Origin of the sequence: Streptomyces sp. NPDC050732, assembly GCF_040654255.1 — a bacterium.
In the GTDB taxonomy this organism is placed as follows: domain Bacteria; phylum Actinomycetota; class Actinomycetes; order Streptomycetales; family Streptomycetaceae; genus Streptomyces.
The window spans coordinates 157,730-178,829 of the sequence record NZ_JBFAHP010000016.1 but is presented as its reverse complement, the minus strand read 5'-3'; the positions used below and the strand labels follow the sequence as shown (position 1 = coordinate 178,829).

At 71.8% G+C, this 21,100-nt stretch carries 13 protein-coding genes; 11 read left to right on the top strand and 2 right to left on the bottom strand.

The window, feature by feature from the left end; translation table 11 throughout:
• Positions 1 to 8 precede the first annotated feature (8 nt).
• Positions 9 to 1,262, bottom strand: a complete 1,254-nt coding sequence (locus AB0H82_RS17125; RefSeq protein WP_362993409.1) for a nucleotide sugar dehydrogenase — start codon at positions 1,260 to 1,262, stop codon at positions 9 to 11.
• A gap of 227 nt (positions 1,263 to 1,489) precedes the next feature.
• Between AB0H82_RS17125 and AB0H82_RS17120 the strand changes: the two genes are divergently transcribed.
• The 8 genes from AB0H82_RS17120 (at position 1,490) to AB0H82_RS17085 (ending at position 17,243) form a co-directional block, all read left to right on the top strand.
• A complete protein-coding gene (locus tag AB0H82_RS17120) occupies positions 1,490 to 3,199 on the top strand; it encodes a glycerol-3-phosphate dehydrogenase/oxidase (protein WP_362993407.1) in 1,710 nt (569 codons plus the stop codon).
• Positions 3,200 to 3,546: 347 nt separating this feature from the next.
• Positions 3,547 to 5,628, top strand: coding sequence for a serine/threonine-protein kinase (locus tag AB0H82_RS17115; RefSeq protein ID WP_362993405.1), 2,082 nt, complete (start codon positions 3,547 to 3,549; stop codon positions 5,626 to 5,628).
• Between the two features lie 128 nt (positions 5,629 to 5,756).
• Complete coding sequence (locus AB0H82_RS17110) at positions 5,757 to 8,180, top strand: protein kinase (protein WP_362993403.1); 2,424 nt, start codon at positions 5,757 to 5,759, stop codon at positions 8,178 to 8,180.
• 132 nt (positions 8,181 to 8,312) lie between these two features.
• Entirely contained in the window at positions 8,313 to 9,932 is a 1,620-nt protein-coding gene (locus AB0H82_RS17105) for a serine/threonine-protein kinase (protein WP_362993450.1), read from the top strand.
• Positions 9,933 to 10,044: 112 nt separating this feature from the next.
• Entirely contained in the window at positions 10,045 to 11,793 is a 1,749-nt protein-coding gene (locus AB0H82_RS17100) for a serine/threonine-protein kinase (RefSeq protein WP_362993401.1), read from the top strand.
• 81 nt (positions 11,794 to 11,874) lie between these two features.
• Complete coding sequence (locus tag AB0H82_RS17095; protein ID WP_362993399.1) at positions 11,875 to 13,605, top strand: serine/threonine-protein kinase; 1,731 nt, start codon at positions 11,875 to 11,877, stop codon at positions 13,603 to 13,605.
• Between the two features lie 144 nt (positions 13,606 to 13,749).
• Positions 13,750 to 15,366 (top strand): succinic semialdehyde dehydrogenase, encoded by a 1,617-nt coding sequence (locus AB0H82_RS17090; RefSeq protein WP_362993397.1) that lies wholly within the window; start codon positions 13,750 to 13,752, stop codon positions 15,364 to 15,366.
• A 53-nt stretch (positions 15,367 to 15,419) separates the two neighbouring features.
• A complete protein-coding gene (locus tag AB0H82_RS17085) occupies positions 15,420 to 17,243 on the top strand; it encodes a GMC family oxidoreductase (protein ID WP_362993395.1) in 1,824 nt (607 codons plus the stop codon).
• A gap of 96 nt (positions 17,244 to 17,339) precedes the next feature.
• Here AB0H82_RS17085 and AB0H82_RS17080 read toward each other — a convergent pair whose 3' ends face one another.
• On the bottom strand, positions 17,340 to 18,434 hold the full coding sequence (locus tag AB0H82_RS17080) for an LPXTG cell wall anchor domain-containing protein (RefSeq protein ID WP_362993393.1): 1,095 nt from the start codon (positions 18,432 to 18,434) through the stop codon (positions 17,340 to 17,342).
• 235 nt (positions 18,435 to 18,669) lie between these two features.
• On the opposite strand from AB0H82_RS17080, the gene AB0H82_RS17075 reads away from it, so the two are divergent.
• The 3 genes from AB0H82_RS17075 to AB0H82_RS17065 all read left to right on the top strand — a co-directional run bounded on the left by AB0H82_RS17075 (position 18,670) and on the right by AB0H82_RS17065 (position 20,806).
• Positions 18,670 to 19,035, top strand: coding sequence for a hypothetical protein (locus AB0H82_RS17075; protein WP_362993391.1), 366 nt, complete (start codon positions 18,670 to 18,672; stop codon positions 19,033 to 19,035).
• A 101-nt stretch (positions 19,036 to 19,136) separates the two neighbouring features.
• Positions 19,137 to 19,928: a hypothetical protein gene (locus AB0H82_RS17070; RefSeq protein WP_362993389.1), complete on the top strand. Its 792-nt coding sequence runs from the start codon at positions 19,137 to 19,139 to the stop codon at positions 19,926 to 19,928.
• 146 nt (positions 19,929 to 20,074) lie between these two features.
• Positions 20,075 to 20,806 carry a hypothetical protein gene (locus tag AB0H82_RS17065; RefSeq protein ID WP_362993387.1) on the top strand — a complete coding sequence of 244 codons (732 nt, stop codon included), beginning with the start codon at positions 20,075 to 20,077 and terminating at the stop codon, positions 20,804 to 20,806.
• The last annotated feature ends 294 nt before the right edge of the window (positions 20,807 to 21,100 follow it).

The window sequence follows — 21,100 nt, the reverse complement described above, 5'->3', positions numbered from 1 at the left end:
CCGGGGCGTTACAGGCGGTGGGCCGCGCCCGCCGGGGTGGCCCCCCTCGTGTCGAGCAGCAGCTGGGCCTTCACCGCGAGCCCCTGGAGGTCGTAGGTGCGGTGGTGCTGGAGCAGGATCGTGAGGTCGGCGTCGGCCGCCGCCTCGTAGAGGGAGTCCGCGCGCGGGACGGGGCGGCCGAGGACGCTCCAGCTGGGCACGTAGGGGTCGTGGTAGCTGACGGCCGCGCCGAGCTCCATGAGGCGGGTCGCGACCTCCTGCGCGGGTGCGCCCTGCTGGTCGGCGAGGTCGGGCTTGTAGGTGACGCCGAGGAGCAGGACGCGGGCGCCGCGGGCGGACTTGCCGTGCTCGTTGAGCAGGGTCGCCGAGCGCTGGATGACGTACTGCGGCATGCGGTCGTTGACCTGCTGGGCCAGTTCGACCATGCGCAGGGGGCGGACGCCGCGGGAGGGGTTCGGGATGTCCAGGGGGACGCCGTGGCCGCCGACTCCGGGCCCGGGGCGGAAGGCCTGGAAGCCGAAGGGCTTGGTCTCGGCGCAGCGGATGACGTCCCACAGGTCGATGCCGAGGTCGTGGCAGAGGACCGCCATCTCGTTGACCAGGGCCATGTTCACGTGCCGGTAGTTGGTCTCCAGGAGGTGGACGGTCTCGGCCTCGCGGGGGCCACGGGCGCGGACGACCTTGTCGGTGAGCCGGCCGTAGAAGGCGGCGGCCGATTCGGTGCAGGCGGGGGTGAGGCCGCCGATGACCTTGGGGGTGCCCGCGTAGCCGTGGGTGCGGTTGCCGGGGTCGAGGCGGCCGGGGGAGTACGCGAGGTGGAAGTCGCGGCCCGCCCGCAGGCCCGAACCCGATTCGAGGATCGGGCGGAGGAATTCCTCGGTGGTCCCCGGGTAGGCGGGGGATTCGAGGATCACGGTGGTGTGCGGCCGCAGGCGCGCGGCCAGCGCCCTGGCCGCCTCGGCGACCTGGCCGAGGTCGAGCGAGCGGTCCGCGGCCGGTGGGGTGGGGGCGCAGATGACGGCGGTGCGGACCCGGCCGAGCTCGGCCGGGTTGACGGTCGGCCGGAAGCCCCCCGAGAGCATCCGGCGCACGTCGGCGGCGGTGAGGGTGCCTTCGGCGCCGTCGCAGGGCAGCCGGCCGCCGGCCAGGTCGGCGGCGCGGACGGGGTCGTAGCCGATGGTGGCGATGCCGCCGGAAACGGCGGCCTGGGCGAGGGGCAGGCCGAGGTGGCCGAGGCCGATGACAGCGAGATCTGCGGGCATGGCGGTGGGCCGTCCTCCCAATAGCCGGACCGGGACGAGTGCGCAAGCCCTGTGGACAAGGCGGAGCAGCGCAATGTCAGACTAGGAGTAAATATGACCGATTTGCGGTATTGCACCGCGTGGAGCTCCGGAGTGTTGTCCACAGGCTGGGGTCGTGTTCAGCGGGCGACGGAGAAATCTGGGCATGATGTGAGTCCGACCACACCCGATCTCAACGGGAGGCAGCGGTGAGGACAGCGACACTCGGGCCGGCGCAGCGCGCCGAGTCACTTGCGGGAATGGCCGAACGAGAGCTGGACATCCTGGTCGTCGGCGCGGGCGTGGTCGGCGCGGGGACGGCACTCGACGCGGTGACCCGCGGCCTGTCCACCGGCCTCGTCGAGGCGCGGGACTGGGCCTCCGGCACGTCGAGCCGGTCGAGCAAGCTGATCCACGGCGGGCTCCGCTATCTGGAGATGCTCGACTTCGCGCTCGTGCGTGAGGCCCTGAAGGAGCGCGGCCTGCTCCTGGAGCGCCTCGCCCCGCACCTCGTGAAGCCCGTGCCGTTCCTCTACCCCTTGCAGCACAAGGGCTGGGAAAGGGTGTACGCGGGATCGGGCGTCGCGCTCTACGACGCCATGTCGATGTCGCGCGGCCACGGCCGCGGCCTGCCCATGCACCGCCACCTGACGCGCCGCCACGCCCTGCGCGTCGCCCCGTGCCTGAAGAAGGACGCGCTGGTCGGCGCGATGCAGTACTACGACGCCCAGATGGACGACGCGCGTTACGTGGCCACCCTGGTCCGCACCGCTTCGGCGTACGGCGCGAAGGTCGCCAACCGTGCGAAGGTCACCGGCTTCCTGCGCGAGGGCGAGCGCGTCGTCGGCGCCCGGGTGCAGGACGTCGAGGGCGGCGGGGAGTACGAGATCCGCGCCAAGCAGATCGTCAACGCCACCGGCGTGTGGACGGACGATACCCAGGCGATGGTCGGCGAGCGCGGCCAGTTCCACGTCCGGGCGTCCAAGGGCATCCACCTGGTCGTGCCGAAGGACCGGATCAACGCGACGACCGGGCTGATCCTGCGCACCGAGAAGAGCGTCCTCTTCGTCATCCCGTGGGGGCGGCACTGGATCGTCGGGACGACCGACACGGACTGGGACCTGGACAAGGCACACCCGGCCGCCTCCAGCGCCGACATCGACTACCTCCTGGAGCATGTGAACTCGGTGCTCGCCGTGCCGCTCTCCCGGGACGACGTCCAGGGGGTGTACGCCGGGCTCAGGCCGCTGCTCGCCGGCGAGTCGGACGCCACGAGCAAGCTCTCCCGCGAGCACACGGTCGCGCATCCGGCGCCGGGCCTGGTGGTCGTCGCGGGCGGCAAGTACACGACGTACCGCGTGATGGCCAAGGACGCCGTCGACGAGGCGGTGCACGGCCTCGACCAGCGCGTCGCCGACTGCGTCACGGAGGACATCCCCCTCGTCGGCGCCGAGGGGTACAAAGCGCTGTGGAACGCCCGCGCGAGGATCGCCGCGCGGACAGGCCTCCATGTGGTGCGCGTGGAGCACCTGTTGAACCGGTACGGCTCGATGGCCGAGGAAGTGCTCGAACTCATCACCGCGGACCCGAAGCTGGGCGAACCGCTGCCGGGCGCCGACGACTACCTCCGCGCCGAAGTGGTCTACGCAGCCTCGCACGAAGGCGCACGCCACCTCGACGACGTCCTGACGCGGCGGACACGCATCTCGATCGAGACGTTCGACCGCGGCACGCGCAGCGCCAGGGAGTGCGCCGAGCTGATGGCGCCCGTCCTCGGCTGGGACAAGGACCAGATCGAGCGGGAGATCCAGCACTACGAGAAGCGCGTGGAGGCCGAGCGCGAGTCGCAGCGCCAGCCGGACGACCTGACGGCGGACGCGGCGCGGCTCGGGGCGCCGGACATCGTGCCGCTCTCCTAGGCGGGATCGGACGGCTCAAGCGCGTACTTCCGGCTGGTTTATGGCGAGTTGAAGGACGACCGCGCGGTGAACGCCCGGGTGTCCGGTGGCGTAGGGTGCGTGCGCCCGGGGCGAGCGCGACGGCCGGGGCTTGCCTCGGATGGCCGGCGGCGGAAGAGTATGGCCAATAATCAACGCTGTGTTGGCATGCCGGTACCTCGTCATGCGCTGTCTCTCATGAGAGACGGGATGAGGGGCGGGACAAGGGTCGGTGGACCCTGGGCGTCGGCCGGTCCCCGAGTAAGGGACAATGAAGGCTCTGTCAGGGCGGGTTGCTCGGGTAGCAGCGGTAGCAGCAGAGGGGACGCATGTCGGACGCGGAGCAGACGGGTGACGCCCGTCGGGACAAGAGCCAACGTCTCCTCGCCGGCCGGTACCGGCTGGGAGAGGTGCTCGGCCGCGGCGGCATGGGCACCGTCTGGCGCGCCAAGGACGAGACCCTTGGTCGCACGGTCGCGGTGAAGGAGCTGCGCTTCCCCTCCAGCATCGACGAGGAGGAGAAGCGGCGCCTCATCACGCGTACGTTGCGTGAGGCGAAGGCGATCGCACGGATCCGCAACACCAGCGCCGTGACCGTCTACGACGTGGTCGACGAGGACGACCGCCCGTGGATCGTGATGGAGCTGGTCGAGGGCAAGTCGCTCGCGGAGGCGATCCGCGAGGACGGCACGCTCACGCCGCGGCGGGCGGCCGAGGTCGGCCTCGCCGTCCTCGACGTGCTGCGGTCCGCGCACCGCGAGGGCATCCTGCACCGCGACGTGAAGCCGTCGAACGTGCTGATCGCCGAGGACGGTCGCGTCGTGCTGACCGACTTCGGCATCGCGCAGGTCGAGGGCGACCCGTCGATCACGTCCACCGGCATGCTCGTCGGCGCTCCGTCCTACATCTCCCCCGAGCGCGCCCGCGGGCACAAGCCGGGCCCCGCGGCCGACCTGTGGTCGTTGGGCGGCCTGCTCTACGCGGCAGTGGAGGGCGTGCCCCCGTACGACAAGGGGTCGGCCATCGCGACCCTCACCGCGGTGATGACGGAGGACGTCGAACAGCCGGTGAACGCGGGCCCGTTGGAGAAGGTCATCTACGGCCTGCTCGCCAAGGACCCGCAGCAGCGGCTCGACGACGCGGGAGCGCGGGCGCTCCTCATGGACGTCATCCACACGCCGGAGGCCAAGGCGGTGCGGGAGCCGGTGGAGGCCACCAAGGTGGTGCCGCTGCCGCCCGTGCCGCCGGACCAGCCGCCGAAGGCACCGAGGACGCCCAGGGCCACGCGACTCACCAAGTCCGCGAGGGCGGCGAAGGGTTCCGGAGCCGCCCCGGGCGCCGGTGCCGCCGGCGCGGCCGGTGTTGCCGGGAACGCCACCGGTTCGGCCGCTCCCGCCGGGACGACCGGAACGACCGGGACCACCGGGACCGGCAGCTCCGCCGGAACCGCCGTGCGCAAGGCCGAGGAGGTCGCCGACCGGCTGAAGGGCGCCCTGCAGTCCGTGCGGAAGTCGGGCACGACGGCTCCGGCCGCCGCCGGGCACGGCACGGGTGCGGCCACGCCCCGCTCGACGCCCACGTCCGCCGGTTCGCCCTCCAGCGGCCGCAGCGTGCCGCCGCGGGTACCGCCCAAGGCGTCGCTCACCGATGTGGTGCCGCGCCGGACGCTGGTGATCGTGTCCGTGGTGGCCCTGCTCGCCGTGCTCGGCACGGTGCTCGCCTTCGCGCTGTCCGACGGGGGCGACGGCGACTCCGGCAAGGACAGCAAGGGCGGCGACAAGGCCGCGTCCAGCGGGGCGACCGCAGGTGGCGACGGCCAGGGCGATGCCGACAAGGACGCGGGCAAGGACACCGGCAAGGAACCGGACAAGGGCTCCGGGACCGGCGACGGCCAGGGCAAGGAAGAGAGCTCCGGCCCGGACGAGGGCAAGGGCACCGACCCGAGCAAGGGCGACGACGACGGCAAGAAGCCGGAGGACGGCGCCGCATCGACGTACAAGCACTCCCAGGGCTTCAAGATCGGGCTTCCGAAGGGGTGGAAGTACCAGTCCACGGGCCGGGCGGGCGCGCGGTTCGGCGGGCCCAACGGCCAGAAGCTGCTGGTCGGCTGGACCACCACGCCCAAGGACAACCCGGTCAGCGACTGGAAGAACCAGGAGAACTTCATGGTCCGGCCGCAGTACGACCGGATCCGGATAGAGAAGGTCGGCTTCCGCGGCTGGAACACGGCCGACTGGGAGTTCACCTATGTGGACGGCGGGACCAAGTACCGGTCCATCGACCGCGGCTTCGTCGTCAACAGCGGCCTCGGCTACGGAATCATGTACACCGCCAAGGCCGACGAGTGGGGCGGCGACGAGCGGCGGACCGCGTGGCGGACGTTCACAAGGACGTTCGAGCCGAAGTCCTGAGCTGAGATCTCGTATCCCCTCATTGCGGTCCGCCTACGGCACGTATCGTGAGTGCTTGCGGACCGTACACAGCCGCAACGGGCCGCAAGACGAACGGATTTGACCACCGGGCGGACGGGGAAGGCATCGTGGACGACTACGCGGGTCGGGTGCTCGCCGACCGCTACCGCCTGCCGCTGCCGCCCTCCGACGAGTACGAACTCGCCGAGTCACGCGCCTTCGACACGTACAGCGGGCAGGAAGTGCTCGTCAGGCAGGTGCCGCTGCCCGAGATCGTCGACGCGGAGATGCTCGACGAGGAGCCCGACCTGCCCGACGGCTTCGCGCCGCGGGCGGGGGGCGGCCAGGGCGGTGTGCGGCGGGCCGCGGCACGGACGACGCGCAGGCCCGCGGAGCCGGCGGTGCGGCGCGCCATCGAGGCGGCGCAGACCGCCGCGCAGATACCGGACCATCCACGGCTCGACCAGGTCTTCGACGTGTTCGCGGAGGGCGGCTCGCTGTGGATAGTCAGCGAGTTGGTGGCGGCGAGGCCGCTGGCGGCGCTCCTCGCCGACCGGCCCCTGAGTCCGTACCGGGCCGCCGAGGTCGCGGCGGACGTCCTCGCGGCGCTGCGCGTCCTGCACGGGCTCGGCTGGGTCCATCGGAACATCACCGCGCGGACCGTGCTGATCTGCGACGACGGCCGCGTGATGCTGACGGGCCTGGCGGCCGGGGCGGCCGAGGAGGCGCTCTGCGGGTACGACCCCCGGCCGGTGGCGGCGGGGGAGGCGGCCGGTTCGGCGGGGTCGGTCGGCAATGTGGCCGGGCGCGGGAGCGCGCCTGCCGAGGGGATGTACGAAACCGGAGACACCGGAGGCCCCGGAGACACTGGGGACACGGAGCTCGCCCCCGCCCCGGAGTCCGCCGCGAGCGGCGCGCGGGCCGGGCGCACGGGTGCGGTCGCGGCGTACCGCGCGGGAGCGAGGGCCGCGGGACGGGCGGCCGAAGAGGACACCGAGGGCCGGGGGCCCGGTCCGACCGGGCAGATACCGGACCCCTATGGCGTATCGGGCAGGCAACCGCCCTGGCACGGCGCCGTACCGCGAAGCGGTATCCCGGCGGCACGGAGCACGGCGGACGAGAGCGCCGACCCGCAGACGGACACGTACGAGAAGGACCACGGGCGCGGGACCGGGCGCGGGGGATGGGACGACGGTTCCGCCGACGGAGGAGCGTCCTCACGCGGTCCTTCCACCGCCCTGGCCGCCGAGCGCGCCCGGCACGCGCGCATGGTGGTGGTCGGGGCCGTCACCGAGCGGTGGGCGCCCGAACAGGCCGGACCCGTGCACGAGAACTGGCGGCTCGCCGCGCCGATAGGCCCCTCCACCGACCTGTGGGCCCTGGGGGCGCTGCTCTTCCGCGCCGTGCAGGGCCACGCGCCGTACCCGGAGGACAGCCCGGCCGAACTGGTCCAGCTCGTCTGCGCCGAGCCGCCCGCCTTCGCCGAGGAGTGCGGCCCGCTGCGGCCCGTGGTCGAGTCGCTGCTGCGTCAGGACCCCACCGAACGGCTCGACTTCGAGGAGCTGAGCGGCTGGCTGCGCTCGCTGGTGCGGTCCGCGCCCGAGCCGGAGGCCGGGGCGCACGTCGTGCCGGTGCCGCCGTACGACGCGGGGCGGCTGCCTGTCGTACGCCGCCGTGGCGAGGTCGTGCGCAAGCGGCGCGGCGCCGCGGCGGCGGCCGCTGCCGCCGCCGCGGGGAACGGACAAGGGCACGGCCACGGGCGGCACAAGCGCGGCAGAGGGCCGGCCCGCGTGCCGCAGAGCCGTGGCCCGGCCCGACCGCGTTCGCTCGGGCGGCTGCTGCTGATCGCCATCCTGGTCGGACTCGCCGCGGCCGTCGTGTACGCCATGGTGTTCATGCCCAAGGCCGATGACGGTGCGTCAGGTGACCGCGCGGGGACGGTGGGCGAGGTCAGCTCGGCCCCGGAGGCAACAGGCGGCCCCGCCGACGACAAGGAAAAGGACACAGAGAGGGAAAAGGAGAAAGACACAGACGGAGAGAAAGACGAGTCCGGCAGGAATCCCGGTTCGCAGGAGCCGCAGACCACCAGCCCCGACCTGCCGCGGGGATTCACCCTGCGCAAGGACCCCGAGGGCTTCCACGTCGCCGTCGCCGGCGGCTGGGACCGGCAGCCCAAGAACGGCCGGGGCCAGGTCCGTTACACGCACGCCGGCTTCGAACTGCTGGTCGTGCCCGGGCGCGACACCACGGACGGCTACGGCAGCGACCCCATGAAGTACCAGCGGGAGGACGAGCGCGAGCTGCAGCCGTTCCGCGACTCCTCCTGGGCGACCTCCAGCGGCATGCGCCGCATCGACGTCGGCGGACGGACCATGGCGGAGGGGCAGTTCACCTGGCAGGACGCAGCGGGCCGCGAGGTCTTCGTACGCAATCTCGTGATGATCGTCGGCGGGAAGTACCACGTGGTGCAGGTGCGCGGGCCGGAGGCCGAGCGGGACGAGGTGACGCGGTTGTACGAGCAGGCTTCGGCCACGTACCGGGTCACCGGCTGAGCCGATTCCGGCACTCTGGACATGCCCGGCATGCGTCACAGTGCGGTCTCCTGAGGCCCCCTGTGGTTCCCTGTGCGCTTCCCGCTCCTTAACCTGGCCCTGCCAAGACCATTGCGGGGGAACGTGAACCAGATGCAGGGCCTGCTCCTCGCGGGCCGCTACCGACTCACTGAGACCATCGACCGCGGTGGCATGGGACGGGTGTGGCGCGCGCAGGACGAGGTGCTGCACCGTGCCGTCGCCGTCAAGGAGCTGACGGCCGCACAGTTCGTGCAGGAGGCCGACCGCGCCGTCCTCTTCGCCCGTACGCAGACGGAGGCCCGGGCCGCCGCCCGCATCAACCATCCGGCCGTGGTCACCGTGCACGACGTCCTGCAGTACGACGACCGGCCCTGGATCGTGATGGAGCTGGTCGAGGGGCGTTCGCTGGCGGACGCCGTCAAGGACGACGAGCGCGTCGAGCCCGTCGAGGCGGCCCGCATCGGCCTGTGGACCCTGAAGGCCCTGCGTGCCGCGCACGCCGCCGGCGTCCTGCACCGCGACGTCAAACCCGGCAACGTCCTCCTCGCCGACGACCGGCGCATCCTGCTCACCGACTTCGGTATCGCCGCGATCGAGGGGGACTCCACGATCACGCGGACCGGGGAAGTGGTCGGCTCGGTCGACTACCTGGCGCCCGAGCGTGTCAGCGGCGGCACCCCCGGCCCCGCCTCCGACCTGTGGGCGCTCGGCGCGACGCTGTACACGGCCGTCGAGGGGTTCTCACCCTTCCGGCGCACGTCACCGCTCGGCACCATGCAGGCCGTGGTCACGGAGGAGCCCTCGCCGCCCCGGCACGCGGGAGTCCTCGCACCCGTCATCAGCGCGCTGCTGCGCAAGGACCCGGAGACCCGGCCCTCCGCCGAAGAGGCCGAACAGATGCTGGCGGAGGCCGCGGAGGGACGGCGTCCACAGCACGCGCAGGCGTACGTGCCGACGCAGACGCACCCGGCGACCGGTACGCACCCGGCCACCGGGACGTACGCGGACGCGACGGACGGGACTCGCCCGACGCATGCGTACGGGCACCCGCACCGTCAGACCCCAGGCGCCCCTACCCCCACCTCCACCGGCCAAGACGCCCTCACCGTCGTCGGCGCGCAGGGGCAGCCCGCGCGCGAGCGCCGTCGCTGGCCCGGGATCGTCGCCCTCGTCGTGGTGGCCGCGCTGCTCGGCGGCGGTGGCGTCCTCGGGTACGTGCGCTTCGCCGGCGGTGCACAGGAGCAGTCGAACGGCGAGCGGGGCACGGCGGTGGGCGGCATCCCCGACGACTGGCGGCGGGTGAGAGATCCCGCGGGCTTCAGCCTCATGCTGCCCAAGGAGTGGAAGCGCGAGGTGAACGGCAACCAGGTCGACTACACGCCCGACGGCGGTCGCCGGTTCCTGCGCATCGCCGTCGAGAAGAACCCGCAGTACGAGAGCTCCTACGCGCATCAGGTGTCCCTGGAGAAGAACCTGCGGGTGAAGCTTCCCCAGTACCGGCGGCTGGAACTGAACTCGAACACGTTTCGGGATCAGTCGGGCTCTCTCTGGGAGTTCAGCTGGAAGGCGGGTGCGAACGACACGACCAAGGGGCCGCGCCGGGCCATCTCGCAGACGTATCTCAGCCGTGACGGTGTCGAATACGTGCTGTACATGTCCGCCCCGGCAGCGGGCTGGGACACCATGCGGGAGCAGTTCGACGCGATGCTCCGGGGGTGGCGGGAGCGCTGAGCGTCCGCGCTCACCTCTGGTGACGCTGTGGCGTCGCGTGCCGACGGCCGGAACCGGCCTCGCGCGCGCTCCGCCCCATTCCGTTCGCACACGTGTGGGGCATGATGGCCGCATGGGGAGCCTGGGAGACCACGCCGGTGGGACAGGTGCCGGTGGGGGCGGTGTCGGCGGCGTCGGTGGCGGCGGTGCCGGTGAGGGCAACGCCCGTGTGATCGCGGGCCGTTACCGCCTTGAGGCGCGGCTCGGCCGGGGCGGCATGGGGGTCGTCTGGCGTGCCACCGATCTGCTCCTGGGGCGCCAGGTCGCCGTCAAGGAACTGGCGCGCGACGAGACGCTCTCCGACGCCGAGGCGGAGCAGCAGCGCGAGCGGACCCTGCGCGAGGCGCGGGCGGTGGCGCAGCTGCGGCACCCGCACGTCATCGTCGTCCATGACGTCGTCGTGCAGGACCAGCAGCCGTACATAGTCATGGAATTGATCGAGGGCGGTTCGCTGGCCGGGCGGATCGCGCGGGGCGGGCCGCTGGACGCGGACGCCGTCGCACGCATGGGCATCGACCTGGTCGGGGCGCTGCGCACCGCGCACGAGGCGGGCATCCTGCACCGTGACCTCAAGCCCGCCAACGTACTCCTGGAGCGGTCGACCGGCCGCGTCGTGCTCACCGACTTCGGGATCGCGCAGCTGACGGGGGCGACGACGCTCACGGAGGTCGGGTCGTTCGTGGGTTCGCCCGAGTACACCGCGCCGGAGCGGATGGCGGGGGAGCGGACGGGGCCCGAGTCCGACCTGTGGTCGCTGGGCGCCCTGCTGGTCACCGCGCTGACCGGCGAGTCACCGTTCCGCCGCGACTCCATCGGCGGCGTGCTGCACGCGGTCGTCTACGACGACTTCCGCCCGCCCGTGGCCGCCGCGCCGCTGCTGCCCGTGGTGCTCGGCCTCCTGGACCGCGATCCGGACCGGCGGCTCGACGCGGCGGAGGTGGAGGGGCTGTTGAAGGCGTATGTCGAGACGGGGCGGATGCCGGCGGTGGTGCGGGAGAGACCCGGGTCCGGGCTGCCGGGGCTCCCGGGACGGGCGGGCTTGCCGAGTCTGCCGGGGTTTCCGAGGAGATCGGGTCTGCCGGGGTTACCAGGGCGGTCGAGGCAGTCGGGGCGCGGCGTCCAGACACCGGCCGAGCGGGAGCTTCTCGCGAGCCAGGCCGCCGCGGGGCTCGTGAAGCCGGAGAAGCACGGCCGGGCGTTCATGGTCGCCGCCGCGCTGGTGGCGGCCCTCACGGGGGCGGGGGTCTCCGCCGCTCTGCTCCTCGGCAGGGGCGGGGACGGCGGTGACACGCCGGCCACCCCGTCGTCCTCCGCGACGCCTGCCTCGCCGACGCCCACGGTCACCGTGACGACGCGCACGCCGAGGCCGTCGTCGCCCGAGGCCCCTCAGGGCTACCGCATCGCGAAGGACCCCAAGGGCTTCGCGCTCGCCGTGCCCGAAGGCTTCCTCCGGCAGGCGGACGGCCCCCGTGTCTACTACGTGTCGCCCGACGGCACCTACCGCATCGGCATCAAAGAGGCGCCCTCCGAGCCCGGCGGCCCGCTCGCCGCACAGCGCCGCGCCGACTCCGAAGGACCGCGCACCAACCCCGGTTACCGCGACAGCAGGGTCTCGGAGACCACGCGCAACGGAAGGCCCGCCGCCCTGTGGGAGTACACCTGGGACGGTTACAGCGAGGAGAAGGGCGGCCGGCGCACGCTCGACCTGTGCTGGGAAGAGGGCGGCCGGAGGTTCGACGTGTGGGTGTCGGCGCCGGCCGGGGACGCGGGGCAGGCGCGGCGGTACTTCGACGCGGCGGTCGACACGTTCGTACGCCGATGACGTCCCCCGGAGTGCATCACCCCGGTCACAATGGGGGGCCTGGCTGGAAAGGTGGGGTCCCGGCAAGGTAGTGATGTGGGCATGAGTAACGACGGGGGAGCCTCTTACGGGCCGTACGAACCCACCAGCTTCGGCCTGCAGCCGCCACCACGACCGGGAGCACCGGGCATACCGGCGGCACCGGGAATACCGGAACAATCCAGCCAACACGGCGGCCCGCACCCCGGCAACCCGTACGCCCAGCCCGCCCCGGCCGTGCCCGCCCCGGCCGCCCCCGCCCGAGCCGCGGCCCACCAGCCGTCCCGGCCCGAGCCGGGCGCGGGCCGGCTGATCGCGAACCGCTACCGGCTGCTCGCCAAGCTCGGCCACGGCGGCATGGGCACGGTGTGGCGCGCCAAGGACGAGACGGTGGACCGCGAGGTCGCCGTGAAGGAGCCGCGCCTCCCCGACCACCTGCCGGAGCGCGAGCGCGCCAACGCCTTCGAGCGGATGCGCCGCGAGGCGCGCGCCGCGGCCCGCCTCGACCACCCGGCCGTCGTCAACGTCCACGACGTGGCGGTCGAGGACGGCCAGCCGTGGATCGTGATGGAGCTCGTCCAGGGCCGTTCCCTGGGCGCCGCGCTGCAGGAGGGCACGCTCGGCGCCCGCGACGCCGCCCGCGTCGGCCTCGACGTACTGAACGCGCTGGACGCCGCGCACCAGGCGGGCATCCTGCACCGCGACGTGAAGCCGGACAACGTCATGCTCGGCCGCCACGACCGCGTCGTCCTCACCGACTTCGGCATCGCCCAGATCGAGGGCGAGACGAATCTGACGGACACCGGCGGATTCGTCGGTTCGCCCGAATTCATCGCGCCCGAGCGGGTGTTGGGCCAGCGGCCCGGACCGGCGTCCGACCTCTGGTCGCTGGGCGTCGTCCTGTACGTCGCGACCGAGGGCGTCTCGCCCTTCCGCCGCAACAACACCCCCGCGACGCTCCAGTCCGTCCTGAACGCGACGCCCGCCGCGCCCGCATCCGCCTCCGGACCGCTCGCCGAGGCGATCAACCGGCTGCTGGTCAAGGACCCGGCCCAGCGCCCCAACGCCGCGCAGGTCCGCACCCTCCTGGAGGCGGCGGCCAGGCCTCCGCAGCCGGCGCCGACGCAGATCGTCACGGTCGCGGGCGGTGGCGCCGGGCAGCGGGGCAAGGGCATCTTCCTGAGCCGCAAGGCCTTGGCGGCCGTCGCGGGTGCGGTCGTCGCCGCCGTGGCCGCCGGGGTCCTGGTGGCGGTGAACCCGTTCGGCGGCTCGGACGACGCCGAGGGCTGGAAGAAGCACGAGGCGAAGGTGGTCGCCGCCACGGTCTCCACTCCCGAGGGGTACGTGGAGAGCAAGCCGGAGGCCACCGACACGGACAAGTCCTGGGTCAGGTACACCGATCCCAGCGGTGCCGTCTTCATCACGCTCGACCTCGCGGAGAAGAAGGACACCTCGCTGGAGGTCGCGGGGACCGCGGCGGCCCAGGCGTACGCCGACGCGGAGAAGTTCGAGGAGAGCGGCGAGACGTCGTTCAGCAACATGTCCGGCGACCCCGCTCCCGTCGCCAGGACCAAGGAGACGAAGTACCGGGACCGGAGCGCCGCCGAGAACACGGTCACGTACACCGACTCGCAGACCGAGCTGCCGCACGAGGCCAAGATCCTCTACTACCGGACCAAGTCCGGTGACATGTACCGGCTGTGGATCGACTATCCCGGCAAGGGCGACTTCACCGCCCGCGGCCGCGAGGTCGCCGAGACCGCCATCGCCGACCTGGAGCTCGACAAGCTCTGAAAACTGCTCCAAGGCTCGTCCCGCTGGCGACAACGCCCTGATCAGCGGCTTTGTCGCCAGCAATCACTGGCGTGGTGCGAGTGACGCGTGAAGCCCATTACCGATGGGTACCCAAAAACCTGACGTGGGCCTACTCTCACGAGCATGACGGACTCGCAGGCCATCGCAGCGCCCCTCGGCACGAACCCGACCGCCCCGGCCCCCGAAGGCGCGCGCACCGCCGCCGACGTGGTCACGCCCGAGCTGATCGCCCAGCTCACCCGTGACGTCATCGGTTCGGGGCGTACGGCCAACCACACGCCGCTCACCGGCGAGAAGCTGGCCGACCTGCCCGAGTCCACCCCCGAGGACGTGGCCACCGCCTTCGAGCGGGCCCGCACCGCCCAGGTCGCCTGGGCCAGGACCCCCGTGAAGCAGCGCGCCGCCGTCCTGCTGCGCTTCCACGACCTGGTGCTCCAGCGCCAGGCCGAGGTCCTCGACCTGATCCAGCTGGAGACCGGCAAGTCCCGGCTGCACGCGCACGAGGAGATCCAGGCCGTCGCGGTCGCCGCCCGGCACTACGGCCGCAAGGCCCCCTCGTATCTGAGCCCGAAGCGGCACACCGGCGTCGTCCCGACCCTCACCAAGGTCACCGAGAACCGCCAGCCGCGCGGCGTCGTCGGCCAGATCGCCCCCTGGAACTACCCGTTCGAGCTCTCCATCGGCGACGCGCTGCCCGCCCTCGTCGCGGGCAACGCCCTCGTGATGAAGCCCGACACGGAGACCTGCCTGACCGCCCTGTGGGCCCGCGACCTCATCATCGAGGCGGGCCTGCCGTCGGAGGTCTTCCAGGTCGTCCTCGGCGAGGGCCCCGTCGTCGGCCCGGAGGTCGTCAAGCACGCCGACTACGTCTCCTTCACCGGCTCCACCCGCACCGGACGCGAGGTCGCGCAGGGCGCCGCCGCGCGCCTGGTCGGCGTCTCGCTCGAACTCGGCGGCAAGAACGCCATGCTGGTCCTGCACGACGCCGACGTCGACAAGGCCGCGTCGGGCGCGGTGCGCGCCTGCTTCTCCTCCGCGGGCCAGCTGTGCATCTCCATCGAACGGCTGTACGTCCACGAGTCCATCGCGGACGAGTTCGTGGCGCGCTTCGCCGAGCGCACGAAGGCGATGCGGCTCGGCAAGTCCCTCGCGTACGGCGCCGACATGGGCTCCCTCGTCGGCGAGCGGCAGCTGGAGACCGTGACCCGGCACGTCGAGGAGGCCGTCGCCAAGGGCGCCACACTCATCGCGGGCGGTGTCGCGCGCCCGGACATCGGCCCGTACTTCTTCGAGCCCACGATCCTGGACGGCGTCGAGGCCCCGATGGCGGTCTGCACCGAGGAGACCTTCGGCCCGGTCGTCTCCATCTACCGCTTCACCGACGAGAACGAGGCGGTCGAGCTCGCCAACGCCACTCCGTACGGTCTGAACTCCTCGGTCTGGACGAAGGACGGCAGCCGCGGCCGCAAGCTCGCCGCCCGCCTGCGCACCGGCACGGTCAACGTCAACGAGGGCTACGCGCCCGCCTACGGCAGCGTGCAGTCCCCGATGGGCGGCATGAAGGACTCCGGTCTCGGCCGCCGGCACGGCTCCGAGGGCATCCTCAAGTACACCGAGGCGCAGACCGTCGCCACCCAGCGGATCATGCCGCTCGCCCCGTCCTTCGGGATGGACGACGAGAAGTACGCGGCGTTCATGACCACGAGCCTCAAGGTCATGAAGGCGTTCCGACTGCGTTAGCGACTGCGCGAGCAACCACAGACGGCCCGCGGGCAATTTGACGAGGAGAGTCCATGTCACAGGAGAGCTCTGCCCGGAACCAGGTGGGCGATGACGCTTCGTACGACTACGACGTCGTTGTCGTAGGTTCGGGATTCGGCGGCGCGGTGTCCGCGCTGCGGCTGACGGAGAAGGGCTACCGCGTCGGCGTCCTCGAAGCGGGCCGCCGCTTCACGCGCGCGACGCTGCCCAAGAACTCCTGGGACCTGAAGAACTACCTGTGGGCCCCCGCGCTCGGCCTCTTCGGCATCCAGCGCATCCACCTGCTCGGCAACGTGATGGTCCTCGCGGGCGCCGGGGTCGGCGGCGGCTCGCTGAACTACGCCAACACCCTCTACGTACCACCCGAGCCGTTCTTCAAGGACTCGCAGTGGAAGGACATCACGGACTGGCAGGACGAACTGCACCCCTACTACGAGCAGGCCAAGCGCATGCTCGGGGTGCGGCTCAACCCGACGACGACGCCCTCGGACATCCATCTGAAGGCCGCCGCCCAGGAGATGGGGGTCGGCGACAGCTTCCACATGGCACCCGTCGGCGTCTTCTTCGGCGACAAGGACGACGCGGACGGTCGTTCAACGACCCGCCCCGGCACGGAAGTTCCCGACCCCTACTTCGGCGGCGCAGGGCCCTCCCGCAGGGCCTGCACCGAATGCGGCGAGTGCATGACGGGCTGCCGGCGCGGCGCGAAGAACACCCTCAACGAGAACTACCTCTACCTCGCGGAGAAGGCCGGCGCGGTCGTCCACCCGATGACATCGGTCGTCGCCGTCACCGAGGACTCGCAGGGCGGTTTCGCCGTCGCCACCCTGCCCACCGACGACAAGCGCAAGGGCCGGGGCCGGACGTTCCGGGCACGCAAGGTGGTCATCGCCGCCGGTACGTACGGGACGCAGACGCTCCTGCACCGCATGAAGGACACCGGCCTGCTGCCGCACATATCGAAGCGGCTCGGCACGCTCACCCGCACCAACTCCGAGGCGCTGGTCGGCGCCCAGACCACCGACCGCCGCTACCGCAAGCGCCACGGCGCCGAGAAGGTCGACTTCACCAAGGGCGTCGCGATCACCTCGTCGATCCACCCGAACGCCACCACCCACATCGAGCCCGTCCGCTACGGCAAGAAGTCCAACGCCATGGGCAGCCTGACGGTGCTCCAGGTCCCGTACAGCGCCAAGGGCGGCAAGGCACGGGTCGCGGGCTGGCTCGGCAACGTCGCCCGCCATCCCTCGCTCCTGCTCCGCTCCCTCTCCAACCGCCGCTGGTCGGAGCGCACCATCATCGGCCTGGTCATGCAGTCCCTCGACAACTCCCTGACCACGTACCGCAAGGAGAAGGGCATCGGGAAGGGGCTGCTCACCGCCCGCCAGGGCCACGGTGCGCCCAACCCCGACCAGATCCCCGAGGCCACCCGGGCGGCGACGATCCTCTCCAAGGAGATCAACGGCTTCGCGGGCTCCAACATCGGCGAGCTCATGGGCACCCCGCTGACCGCGCACTTCCTCGGCGGCTGCCCGATCGGCGACTCGCCGAACACGGGCGTCATCGACCCCTACCACCGGCTCTACGGACACCCCGGCATCTCGGTCGTCGACGGCGCCGCGGTCTCCGCGAACCTGGGGGTGAACCCGTCCCTGACGATCACCGCGCAGGCCGAGCGCGCGATGTCGTTCTGGCCCAACAAGGGCGGCGAGGACCCGCGTCCTGCACAGGGCGAGCGGTACGTGCGGCTCGCGGCCGTCGAACCGAAGACCCCGGCGGTCCCGGCGGACGCGTTCGGCGCGCTGAAGCTGCCGTTCCTCGGGATGCCGACGGTGCCGCCCAAGTCCGAGGTGTAACGGACCGCTTCCGGGGTCTCCCGGACGCACGCGGATACACGTAAGGACCTGCGCCCCCCTCCGAGCGCAGGTCCTTCCGCGTGATCAGGTGCCGCGTTACGCGGCGGTGTCGGCCTTGCGGCGACGTACGGCGAGCACCGCGCCCGCACCGGCGACGACGGCGATCCCGCCCACGAGGGCGACGGTCGGCAGCATCGAGCTGGAGCCGGTCTCGGCGAGGCTGCCCGTGTCGCCGGTGGTGCCGGCGGTCGGGAGCTCCTTGGCGGCGCCCTGCGGGGACTCGTCGGCGGTCGGCGTCGGCGTCGGCTTGTCCGGGGTGCGGGTGGCCGTGCCCGGCGTCTCCTCGGTGCTGCCCGGCTTGGCGATCGTGAGCGGCTGGTACGCGTTCGACTCGTGCATGCAGTTCTGCTCGGGGTCGAGGTACTTGCCGAGGCCGACCGCGTAGCCTTCACCGGTCGGGGCCTTGGGCTCGATGCTCACCCGCAGCTTGATGTCGACCTGCTCGTCGGCGCCGAGGTCCGTGACGTCGAAGGCGAGCCCGCCGTTCAGGTCGCCGTCGATCACCTCCCAGGCACCGGACTTGGTGTCGAAGTACTGCAGGTCGGTGTAGTGGGCGAGCCGGTCCTCGTCGTCCTTGCCGTACGAGCGGTCGTTGACGGCCGCGATCCACTTGACCTCACCGAGCTCCTCGTCGGTGGGGTTGCTGAGGGACAGCTCGAACCGGTGCCAGCCGCTGCCCTTGACGATCTTCTTGGGCAGGCCGACGAGGTCGACCTCCAGCACGGAATCGGGGTCCACGCCCTCGTCGTCGACCTCGCAGTCGACCGGCTCCTCCGTCTCCTCGTCCTCAAGCTCCTCGTCGTCGAGGTCCTCGTCCTTGATGTCGTCGGGGACGTCGTCGCTCTTCGCGGGCTTCGGGGACTTCGCGGGCTGTGCGGTCTTTCCGGGCTTCGAGGGCGGCGTGGACGTCGGCTTGCCCTCCGGCTCGTCCGTGTCCTTGTCGGTCGCGGGCGGCGTGGAGGTGGCCGTGCCCGTGGGTGTCCCGGCCGGCGTGGGCGTCCCGGAGGGCGTCGTGGCAGACGTCGCCGAGCCGGCCTCCTCGGTCGCGAAGGAGGCCGGGGCCGAGAGCAGCGCGAGCGGGGCCAGGGCAGCCGTAGCGGCCGCGGCAGCCATGGCACGACGAAGCTTCATGAAGACCTCAGGAAGTCCGGCGCGCTGCCTGGTGGGGCAGCACGGAGATGGAGGCGTCCGAGGTGGGGACGCGGGTGTGGCCGTAGTTACTGCATGCATGACCTGCGATCCCTGTGAATGGTTGTCCTCGAACTCACGGAATTCTTATGTGGGGTGGATCACAGCGCTTGTGCTGTCGTGAGGGGGTGCCGTAGAACTGCCCCCGCTCCGGAGGGACATAAGGGGAGGGGACAGCGTGGCCATACCCGACGAGGTGTGGGAGAGATTCGAGAACGACAGCGAGCGGGACATCCGCTCGTCCGCGCCGAAGGAGCCGTCCGCGCGGGCCCGCATGGTGGCCGAGAGGCTGCGGCGCCTCGACGAGGAGGCCGCGCGCCGCCGGATCGAGGAGGCGGGGCGGTTCCGCCGCAGGCGCGCCAAGCGTGCGGCCGCGAGCGAGCGGTGGCGGCCGGACGACTGGCGGGCGGCGCCGACGGGTCCGCGGCGCAGCGGACGGTCCGAGCGCGGCCGCAGGGCGTGGAGCGTGGTGATCGTCATCGGCGGCATGGCCCTCGCGATCGTGCTGCTCAGCCCGTTCCGCTTCTGGATCTGGGGCTGGTGACGGCGGCGCGCGGAACCGGAATGGATCTTCCCCCGTCGTAGAAGTGCAAGCAGTGACGAGCAGGCAGTAACAAGCAGGAAAGCCTTCGGGGGAAACAGAACGTGAAGTCAGCTGTGTCGCGTGTCGTGGTGACCGTCTCGGTCGTGGCGGCCCTCGGAGCGAGCGCCGCGTGCAGCGGCAGCGGTGACGATGACGCCAAGAAGCCGGCGAAGCCGCATGCCGGTGTGGGCTCCGCGGCCCTGGAGGAGGCGGCCCTCGCCGCGGGGGACGTCAAGGGCTACGAGGTCGAGACGCCCAAGAAGTCCGGGGTCGCGGAGGGGCCCGCCGCCGGGAAGCCGTCGCCCACGGAGTGCGCCCCGCTCGCCGCGATGCTCGGTTCCGGTTCCGGTTCCGGTGCTGGTGCCGCTTCCGGTGGCGCGGCGAAGGCGAAGGCCCGCGTCGACCGAGTCCTGACTCCGACCGACGACGCGGTCTCCACGACGACGGGCGTCGAACTGGCCGCCTACACCGAGGCCGGTGCCAAGCAAGCGATGACGGACCTGCGCACGGCGTCGAAGTCAAAGAAGTGCTCCGCCTTCCGCGTCGGCGAACAGCGCTACCTCGGCGTGAAATCGCTGCCGGCCCCGGAGGGCGGTGGCGACGAGGTCGTTTCGTACAAAATCGCTCATCGCAAGGGCGAGTTCGTGATGCGGGACAGCGTCACGGTCGTGCGCAGCGGTGCGACGCTCGCGGTCTTCGACGCGTCGAACCTGTACGACCCGGAGGGCGTCCAGAGCGACAGGGAGGCCGCGAAGGACGGCGCGGACGACGTGGCCGGCGCCGGGGCGCCCACGGCGGACGAGGATCCGAAGGTGGCCCCCGCGATCGTCGACGCGCAGCTCGGCAAGCTCTGACCCACCTCACACGCGCCGCGTACAACCTTTTGGCCGGTTTCCGATCGTTACGGAAAACGCTGGTGACAGGCGTGCGTTTACCGCTTTCATGTCGCCTCGGCGCGGGCCGTCGCCCGCGCCGTGAACTGAAGGCAGGAAACGGAAACGTGAAGTCAACTGTGTCTCGGGCCGTCATGGCCGCGTCCGTCACGGTCGCGCTGGGCCTGACCGCAGCCTGTGGCAGCGACAACGGCGACAGCGGCAAGAGCGGCGACAACGGCAAGAAGGCGTCGGGGAAGCCTGCCGCGGTGCGGCCGGCCGCGAAGAAGTCGACCGTGCTGACCACCGCCGACCTGGAGAAGGCGGCACTCGTCAAGGGCGACCTCAAGGGCTACAAGGTCGAGAAGATGTCCGCGGCGGACATGCCCGCGCAGACCGTGCCCGCGGACCCGGCCGCTTGCCAGCCGCTGGCCGACATGTTCATGTTCGCCGGCCGGCCGACGGCGAAAGCCCGCGTCGGCCGGACCGTGACCAGCACCGACGAGCTGGACGCGACCGTCATCTCGTTCGCGCTGCTCGCCCACGAGAAGGCGGCCGCGGAGAAGGTCATGGACGGCCTGCGGACGGCCACGAAGAAGTGCACCTCGTACGAGCACGCCGGCTCCGAGTACCGCGACGTCGCGGCCCTGGCCGCCCCGAAGACGGGCGACGAGGCCGTCTCGTACAAGGTCGTGGGCGACATCGAGGGCCAGAAGACGCCGATGAGCTTCACCGTCGTCCGCAGCGGGCCGACGGTCGCGGCCTTCTACTCGATCAACCTGCTCAAGCCGAAGAAGTTCGGCGTGCCGACGGAGATCGTCGAGGCGCAGGTGAAGAAGTTGGAGAAGACGAGCAAGTAGAGCGAAGGGCCCCGCGGGACGGATCCGCGGGGCCCTTGGCCGTCGGCACCGACGTCAGGGCTGCGTCGGGGCCTCGGAGCGGCGCCGGGGGGAGTGCGCCGCTTGGTCGAGGTGCCGGTGGCCGACCCGGCGCACAGGGGGCGCTCGCGTGGTATCGACCAATGGCAATGAAGCTGTGGACGGGGGACGTGCGGTCCGCCCTTCTACGCATCGTGCTGGATGTGCTGTTGGCAGCGCAACCGTTTCGACCCACTTCTGTAGGGAAAGGGCCGGGGATCCCGCTCGTGCCCGGGA

What these genes read in the sequence shown, in the direction of transcription:
- AB0H82_RS17125 (WP_362993409.1), bottom strand. Translation starts at nt 1,262, where the DNA reads ATGCCCGCAGATCTCGCTGTCATCGGCCTCGGCCACCTCGGCCTGCCC.
- AB0H82_RS17115 (WP_362993405.1), top strand. Translation starts at nt 3,547, where the DNA reads ATGTCGGACGCGGAGCAGACGGGTGACGCCCGTCGGGACAAGAGCCAA.
- AB0H82_RS17105 (WP_362993450.1), top strand. Translation starts at nt 8,313, where the DNA reads ATGCAGGGCCTGCTCCTCGCGGGCCGCTACCGACTCACTGAGACCATC.
- AB0H82_RS17100 (WP_362993401.1), top strand. Translation starts at nt 10,045, where the DNA reads ATGGGGAGCCTGGGAGACCACGCCGGTGGGACAGGTGCCGGTGGGGGC.
- AB0H82_RS17095 (WP_362993399.1), top strand. Translation starts at nt 11,875, where the DNA reads ATGAGTAACGACGGGGGAGCCTCTTACGGGCCGTACGAACCCACCAGC.
- AB0H82_RS17090 (WP_362993397.1), top strand. Translation starts at nt 13,750, where the DNA reads ATGACGGACTCGCAGGCCATCGCAGCGCCCCTCGGCACGAACCCGACC.
- AB0H82_RS17085 (WP_362993395.1), top strand. Translation starts at nt 15,420, where the DNA reads ATGTCACAGGAGAGCTCTGCCCGGAACCAGGTGGGCGATGACGCTTCG.
- AB0H82_RS17080 (WP_362993393.1), bottom strand. Translation starts at nt 18,434, where the DNA reads ATGAAGCTTCGTCGTGCCATGGCTGCCGCGGCCGCTACGGCTGCCCTG.